6 protein-coding genes and 1 pseudogene are annotated in these 6,505 nt (G+C 57.9%); 6 read left to right on the top strand and 1 reads right to left on the bottom strand.

Going from position 1 to position 6,505, the window contains the following annotated elements; genetic code table 11:
* Positions 1 to 101 precede the first annotated feature (101 nt).
* The 3 genes from ACR65W_RS10410 to ACR65W_RS10400 all read left to right on the top strand — a co-directional run bounded on the left by ACR65W_RS10410 (position 102) and on the right by ACR65W_RS10400 (position 3,489).
* The gene (locus ACR65W_RS10410; protein ID WP_434502640.1) at positions 102 to 1,304 is read left to right on the top strand and encodes an NAD-dependent formate dehydrogenase; all 1,203 of its coding nucleotides are present in this window, start codon (positions 102 to 104) and stop codon (positions 1,302 to 1,304) included.
* A 315-nt stretch (positions 1,305 to 1,619) separates the two neighbouring features.
* Entirely contained in the window at positions 1,620 to 1,916 is a 297-nt protein-coding gene (locus tag ACR65W_RS10405; RefSeq protein WP_434502638.1) for a hypothetical protein, read from the top strand.
* Positions 1,917 to 2,460: 544 nt separating this feature from the next.
* Complete coding sequence (locus ACR65W_RS10400) at positions 2,461 to 3,489, top strand: class I fructose-bisphosphate aldolase (protein ID WP_434502636.1); 1,029 nt, start codon at positions 2,461 to 2,463, stop codon at positions 3,487 to 3,489.
* On the opposite strand, the pseudogene ACR65W_RS10395 reads toward ACR65W_RS10400, so the two are convergent.
* A pseudogene (locus ACR65W_RS10395) lies at positions 3,413 to 4,131 on the bottom strand (IS66 family transposase); the annotation flags it as partial. The gene ACR65W_RS10400 and the pseudogene ACR65W_RS10395 overlap by 77 nt on opposite strands.
* 539 nt (positions 4,132 to 4,670) lie before the next feature.
* Here ACR65W_RS10395 and ACR65W_RS10390 point away from each other — a divergent pair.
* The 3 genes from ACR65W_RS10390 to ACR65W_RS10380 all read left to right on the top strand — a co-directional run bounded on the left by ACR65W_RS10390 (position 4,671) and on the right by ACR65W_RS10380 (position 6,275).
* Positions 4,671 to 5,042, top strand: a complete 372-nt coding sequence (locus ACR65W_RS10390) for a hypothetical protein (protein ID WP_232366217.1) — start codon at positions 4,671 to 4,673, stop codon at positions 5,040 to 5,042.
* A gap of 224 nt (positions 5,043 to 5,266) precedes the next feature.
* Complete coding sequence (locus ACR65W_RS10385) at positions 5,267 to 5,614, top strand: hypothetical protein (protein WP_175095921.1); 348 nt, start codon at positions 5,267 to 5,269, stop codon at positions 5,612 to 5,614.
* Between the two features lie 121 nt (positions 5,615 to 5,735).
* Positions 5,736 to 6,275 carry a c-type cytochrome gene (locus ACR65W_RS10380; RefSeq protein WP_434501108.1) on the top strand — a complete coding sequence of 180 codons (540 nt, stop codon included), beginning with the start codon at positions 5,736 to 5,738 and terminating at the stop codon, positions 6,273 to 6,275.
* Positions 6,276 to 6,505: the final 230 nt, after the last annotated feature.

The raw sequence follows: 6,505 nt of genomic DNA, 5'->3' as shown, positions 1-6,505 counted from the left end.
AGCGCGTATCCATGAGCGAGGCCAGTTCGCGCTTGGCGCTGCTGATGGGTAGAGCCACGAAAGCATAACGCCCTGCATCCCAGCGAGAGAGGGAGCGGAACATGGCCAAGATCGTATGCGTGCTGTACGACGATCCGGTTGACGGTTATCCGAAAGCCTATGCGCGCGATGACGTGGCTCAGCCCAAATGCTATCCCGACGGACAAACGCTGCCCTCCCCAAAGGCAATCGATTTCAAGCCGGGTACGCTCCTTGGCAGCGTTTCCGGCGAACTAGGACTACGCAAATTCCTAGAGTCGAACGGTCATCGCCTAGTAGTGACATCCAGCAAGGACGGCGCGGACAGCGTACTCGACCAAGAGCTTCCTGACGCCGACATTGTTATTTCGCAGCCTTTTTGGCCGGGTTATATGACCCGCGAGCGGATTGCGAAGGCGCCCAAGCTCAGGCTCATCGTGACCGCGGGCATTGGATCCGATCACACCGATCTGCAAGCAGCGATCGATCGCAATATCACCGTCGCGGAAGTCACATACTGCAATAGCATCAGCGTATCCGAGCATGTGGTGATGATGATCCTCGCGCTGGTTCGCAATTACATCCCTTCGTACCAATGGGTCGTGACAGGCGGCTGGAACATAGCAGATTGCGTAGCGCGTTCTTACGATCTTGAAGCCATGCAGGTCGGCACTGTCGCCGCCGGTCGCATCGGCTCGGCAGTACTGCGGCGGTTGAAGCCATTCGATGTCGGCCTTCATTATTTCGATCGCCATCGTCTTTCGGAGTCGGTCGAACGAGACCTGAATGTGACGTATCACCCCAGCGTGGAAAGCATGGTCGAGGTTTGTGACGTCGTCACTATAAATTGCCCGTTGCACCCGGAGACCGAACATTTGTTCAATGACGCGTTAATTACGAAAATGAAGCGCGGCTCATACATCGTTAACACCGCGCGCGGCAAGATCTGCGATCGCGGCGCTATTGTGCGTGCCCTCGAAAGCGGCCAATTGGCCGGCTATGCGGGCGATGTCTGGTTTCCTCAACCAGCACCGGTCGACCATCCATGGAGAAGTATGCCGCACCATGGCATGACGCCGCATATTTCTGGCACCAGTCTGACGGCGCAGACGCGTTATGCAGCTGGCGTGCGGGAGATTCTCGAATGCTGGTTCGACAATCGCCCGATCCGCGATGAATACCTAATCGTTAGCGCAGGGAAGCTCGCCGGCGCCGGGGCGCATTCATATAGCGCAGGCGACGCAACCAGCGGATCGGAAGAAGCCGTCCGCTTCAAGAAAGGCTGACGTTGCCCGCTTCCCGATGCGTTGGAGCTGGTCCTAGACCCGATCATGGACGACTGAAGCATTGCTTTGGTGTCGAGCTCGGGAGCCCAAACAGTTACTTCATTCGAGCGCTAGCATTTGCCGAGGGCTTTTCGGACTTACCGTTCTCTCACCAAACCTCCAAGCCTCGAAGCAAAAGCGACCTCCATACAATCGACAGGCGATGCGACAGAACGCGTCGGCTCTTGTGTGGGAGTTTGAGTGGGCGCACGATCCATTGCCCGGGACGCCTCTGAACGATGGCGGCGGACTTTATGCCAACGCCAGGAGGCAACCATGAATACTGCGAATCTTCAGCTTGAGGGCCTTTACGTCGTCATTTCCGCCCTGCTTGTCGCTTTGCGCGGAAAGGGAGTTTTCGAGGAAGCTGAAATCGATCGGCTGTTGGCGGAAGCAGAATCTGCTCTGGTGGCGGATTCTAATCGGCCCGCCGAACTGCGGGGCGCGAATGTGGATGCGATCTGCTTCCCGGTGCGCTTTCTGAGACAGGCGTTACAAGCGTCATCCGAGGGCCGTAGCCAATCCTTTGCGCACCTCGCTTCACGGGTGGGACAAGTGAAACGAGAGCGCTGAGTATTGAATAGGGTGTGTTTCGTGTGGGGACGCCCCCGTCGAATGCAAGGATTTTCTTTTGGGCGCGAGCATGGGGTCGGGCGCTTTCGTGTGTCCGGCCTCATAATGCTGCGGGCTCATATGGCAAGTACGCAGATCGGATCCAAATCGGCTTGGCGCGCTCGTGGCGCTCTGAAACTTCTGGTTTTTCCGACCCCGTCTTATTGACTGTACAAGTGGGCGCTTGATCTGACTGACGGCATGAGCTGCCGTTGGTGGTTCAAGCGACGGCGCCAAAGTCAGCGCATCAATGAAGATCTGCATTGGCGTTCTTTCCGAGACACCATTTTCCTTGATGCGGGCGGAGTTCATTGAACTGTCAGTCTCGGCAAGAAGCGCGGCGGCGGCCGGCGTCGGGTGGGAGCGCATCATTCATGTCAGCGTCTGTTCAATTCGTAGCTTCAACAAAGGCACATACGCTTCGGCATAGCGGAATAGGAAAGCGCCCAAGGATGCATCTCTAACGTAGTTGTCATCGACCGGGCTGGCTCGGAGGAGAAGGATTATGAACAAGGACGTGCTCGTTCGAACCGCGAGAGCCATGGTCGCACCAGGGAAAGGCATTCTCGCCGCCGACGAGAGCGCCGGAACGATCGCGAAAAGGTTCGCGGCAATCGGCGTCGACTCTACCCAGGCGACGCGGCGCGATTACCGCCAACTCCTGTTCCGCGCCGAAGAGGCAATTAATCGATATATTTCTGGCGTCATCCTCTTCGATGAGACCATTAGACAGACCGCCAGCGACGGGACGCCACTCGTCAAATACATCGAGGCGGCCGGCGCCATTCCAGGCATCAAGGTCGATTTGGGGGCAAAGCCGCTTGCCAATTTTCCCGGCGAAACGATTACTGAAGGTCTCGACGGTCTGCTCGAACGGCTGAACGATTATCGCCGCCTAGGGGCGCGCTTCGCAAAATGGCGCGCCGTTATCAGCGTCGATTCCGATAGGGGTATTCCAACGGATTTCGCGATCGAGACGAATGCGCAAGCGCTCGCCCGCTACGCGGCGCTTTGCCAAAATGCCGATCTAGTGCCCATCGTCGAGCCCGAGGTCTTAATGGATGGCGAGCATGATCTCGAGCGATGCGGCGAAGTGACCGAATGTGTATTGAAGACCGTCTTCATGCGGCTTTACGAAGCGCGGATCTTCCTCGAAGGAATGCTGCTGAAGCCCAATATGGTCGTCGCCGGAAAAAAATATCCGAAGCGAGCATCACCCGAAGAAGTCGCGCTTTCGACAGTTCGGGCGTTGAAAAATTGCGTTCCAGCGGCGATTCCAGGTGTCGCCTTCCTGTCGGGCGGCCAATCCGACATTGAGGCGACCGCAAATCTCGACGCCATCAATCGCCTTGGCGGGCCATGGGCGCTGACTTTCAGTTACGGCCGAGCCTTGCAGACGGCGGCGTTGAATACCTGGTCCGGAATGCCGAGCAATGTTCTCGACGCCCAGGCGGCTTTCACTCACCGAGCTCATATGAACGCGCTTGCCGCCCAGGGACAATGGACGGAAATGGAAGAACGCGTCGCGCCATGATTGGTTGTGTTCCCGCTGGAAATACCTTCACATTGGACGCGCTCGGCGGCGGCATAGCCGGCGGCGCGGCGGAACGACGCTCGCGAAGTAGGCGGCGACGTCTTCGATTTGCAGTAAGCGCTGTTTTCAGGGCCACGTCCCTGAGCGCGGCGGGACGGCGCGTAGGCCCCGCGGAATAAGTTCGTCGAGCTTGCTTGCGAGATGACCCTCGATGATCTTCGTGAGGACGTCGGCCATGTAGGCCTGCGGATCCGCGCCATTGAGCTTGCAGGTTTCGATGAGCGAGTCGACGACCGCCCAGTTCTCGGCCCCGCCAATGGGGCGGATCGCGCGCTCGACGACGTTGGAGTCGATTCCGACGCGTCCGTCGTCGAGGAAGCGCGTCAGGCCGTCCCAGCGTGACAGCGTATAGCGGATCGCCTCGGCCAGCTTGGTCTTCTGGCTGATGAGCGCGCGCGCATAGGCCCAGAGCTGGCCGGTCTTGTTACGTCCGCGCCCGGGATCGAGCACCGGTGCCCTCGTTTCGTCGGCGAAGATGTTCGTCGACGCCCTGATGTGTTCCAGAAGCCGCTCATGCACCGGCCGTAAATGCCAGGTGGCGCGGCCAACCCAATCGGCGAGCGTCGAATGGTCGAGACGCACCGCACTTACGATTTTTCGACGTTCGACGCGAACGGCGATTCCGATGACTATTTCGTCTATGATTGCGATTGCGAAGGGTATCGATCGGCTCCGGGGGTGCCCGATTGGGCTGACCCCGCGGCTTCCAGGTAGGAGGCTCCATTTGCGTACCGAGGGACATTTCCGTCGCTGACCGCTTGTATGAATTAAAGGGCAAGCCAGCTGGAAAGGGGCCTTCGGGGCTTTTTTGCTTCACCATCGCGAGAGAGGATTTGGTGTGGGCGCGGTCCTCTCGGATCACGCTGAGCGCAGCGGCTTCGCGCTCATGGGGAACCATTTGACCGCCGCAGCCCGACCTCAGGTTGCACCCATGATGACGATCTGGGTCGACATATGCTCGCTATCGATGACATCAATCGTTCACCTTGCCCTGAGCGGAATGCCGACTCCATCAAGGTACGAGCGCGGGCCAAATGGCCAGCATTGCCTATTTTGACACTTCCTCCATCTAACCGTTGGGCTGGATCTCTCGCAGCGCAGCGCCGCCTTAGGAGTTGATCGTGAAAAAGCCTTTCGTCGTCATCGTAAGCCTTGCCCTCGCCGCTGTCGCCCCACCCGCCTTTGCGGAGGATCAGGGAGTGACTTCAGGACCGGCTGCCGGCAAGCCGGTCGAACCGTCTGGAGCGGTGCAAAAGGAAAATCCCAAGAATCCAGTTCACCCCGGCAATGTTGCGGGTCCGAGCGGAACGTCCGCTGGCGCGCCTAGCGTCGAAGGAAAAAGAGGCACGCAAAGCGGCAAGGAATGGACGCCGCCCGCGGAAATCCGACGTCATTGTTACGATTGGGCACCTCGAAAAATATCTGCTTGGGGCGTGATGAGCGGCGTTCAGGTTCCCGGCGCAGCCGGGCTGTTCGACTCTGCTTCTCCGTGAGCCTGAAGTCGCCGCCGACTTGTCGGGAGGGGGTCTAGAAATGCACTCACTCACCCTACCGAGACTAACGACGCGCCGGTTCACTCGCTCGCCATCCTTTCGAGACAGACGAAACGGCGCATGTTGTAGACGAGGTTCGTCATTCCGATCTTGTACCTCGCGCGAACGATGCCGATTACGCGCACGATCTCCGCTCTCATGCCGTTTTTCTGGTCGCCGAACACATGCCCGACGCGGGCGCGCACCTTGGAGCGCACTACGTTGGCGGCCTTTTGCGCCTCGCTGAGTTGGCGATTGCGATAGGCTCTGAGATGAATGCGGCTCTTCAGGCCGCGTTCCCCGACTCACTCGTAGGCGAAAAATCGCATCCGACAGAAATCGTCTGCACCGACGCCTTTTCGAGCTATGAGGTGCTCGATGTTTCAGAGCTTCGCCATGAGCGTATCAATTATCACGTGACGTTCGTTGACGCGCGAAACACATCAATGGAAGTGAAAACCTCTGATACAGCAAAACGCTATTTGCGCTGCTTTAACGGCATTCCAAGACAGCCGCTTTCCGCTCAGAACTGACGGTCTGGGCCAAGAAACCCAGACTCGCAGGCGGCGCAGCCCTTGTGAATCCTATGTCGGCGTTAGTGCACTAGATTTGTGGGATATGCCTTTCAAGAATGACTGACGGGGAAGGTGCGCCATGAAGTTTCTCGCTGGTTTCGTGATAGCGTTCATCGTCAGCGCACTCGGCGCTTTTCTCGGCATCGTCAGCGGCGTTTACAACGTCGCCGCAACCGCGCCTCACACGGATTTGGTGCGCGTCATCTTGAATTGGACCATGCGTAGTTCGGTGCTTGCCCATGCGGGAAACGAGTCGCCGGAAACATGGAGCGAGGATCAGGCGAGAAAGGGATTTAAAGACTATGACGCCATGTGCATCATTTGCCACAGCGCACCGGGGAAAGAGCGCAGTTATATTAGCAAAGGCCTGCGACCAGAGCCTCCGAATCTCGCCGAAGCTTCAGAGCGATGGAGCAGCGCAGAACTGTTTTGGATCATCAAGAATGGCGTCAAAATGACCGCAATGCCCGCATTCGGTCCTACGCATCAGGATGAGCAAATATGGAATATTGTGGCCTTCGTTCGGCGCCTGCCTCGACTGTCCGCTGAGCAATTCCGGGCGATGGAGAGCGAGATCAGAAAATCCTCAGAGAATGAGCAAGATCACCATCACCAATAAGTGGCGGGGAAAGCCGACTCGAAGAAAGACGAAATCGCAAGTCGAAGCGAATTCAGCATAGGCGCTGTCGTAGCCCCGCAAGATTGAAAGGGGAACATTCGGCTCTAATTCTCGACAGGCCTCGAGAAGAAGAAGACGCTGATGTTCCGCAAAGAGCGAGTTTTGCTGACCCTCGCGGTCGCGATGAGCGTAGATCGGAAGAGCGTCGTGTAGGGAAAGAGTGTGACTGC

Source organism: Methylocystis sp. (assembly GCF_051062815.1).
Lineage (GTDB): Bacteria > Pseudomonadota > Alphaproteobacteria > Rhizobiales > Beijerinckiaceae > Methylocystis.
The sequence above is the reverse complement of the archived record's forward strand: the minus strand, read 5'-3'. Positions and strand labels throughout refer to the sequence as shown.

Excerpts from the sequence above, each read along its gene's own strand:
- ACR65W_RS10410 (WP_434502640.1), top strand. The coding sequence starts at position 102 with ATGGCCAAGATCGTATGCGTGCTGTACGACGATCCGGTTGACGGTTAT.
- ACR65W_RS10405 (WP_434502638.1), top strand. The coding sequence starts at position 1,620 with ATGAATACTGCGAATCTTCAGCTTGAGGGCCTTTACGTCGTCATTTCC.
- ACR65W_RS10400 (WP_434502636.1), top strand. The coding sequence starts at position 2,461 with ATGAACAAGGACGTGCTCGTTCGAACCGCGAGAGCCATGGTCGCACCA.
- ACR65W_RS10385 (WP_175095921.1), top strand. The coding sequence starts at position 5,267 with ATGCCCGACGCGGGCGCGCACCTTGGAGCGCACTACGTTGGCGGCCTT.
- ACR65W_RS10380 (WP_434501108.1), top strand. The coding sequence starts at position 5,736 with ATGAAGTTTCTCGCTGGTTTCGTGATAGCGTTCATCGTCAGCGCACTC.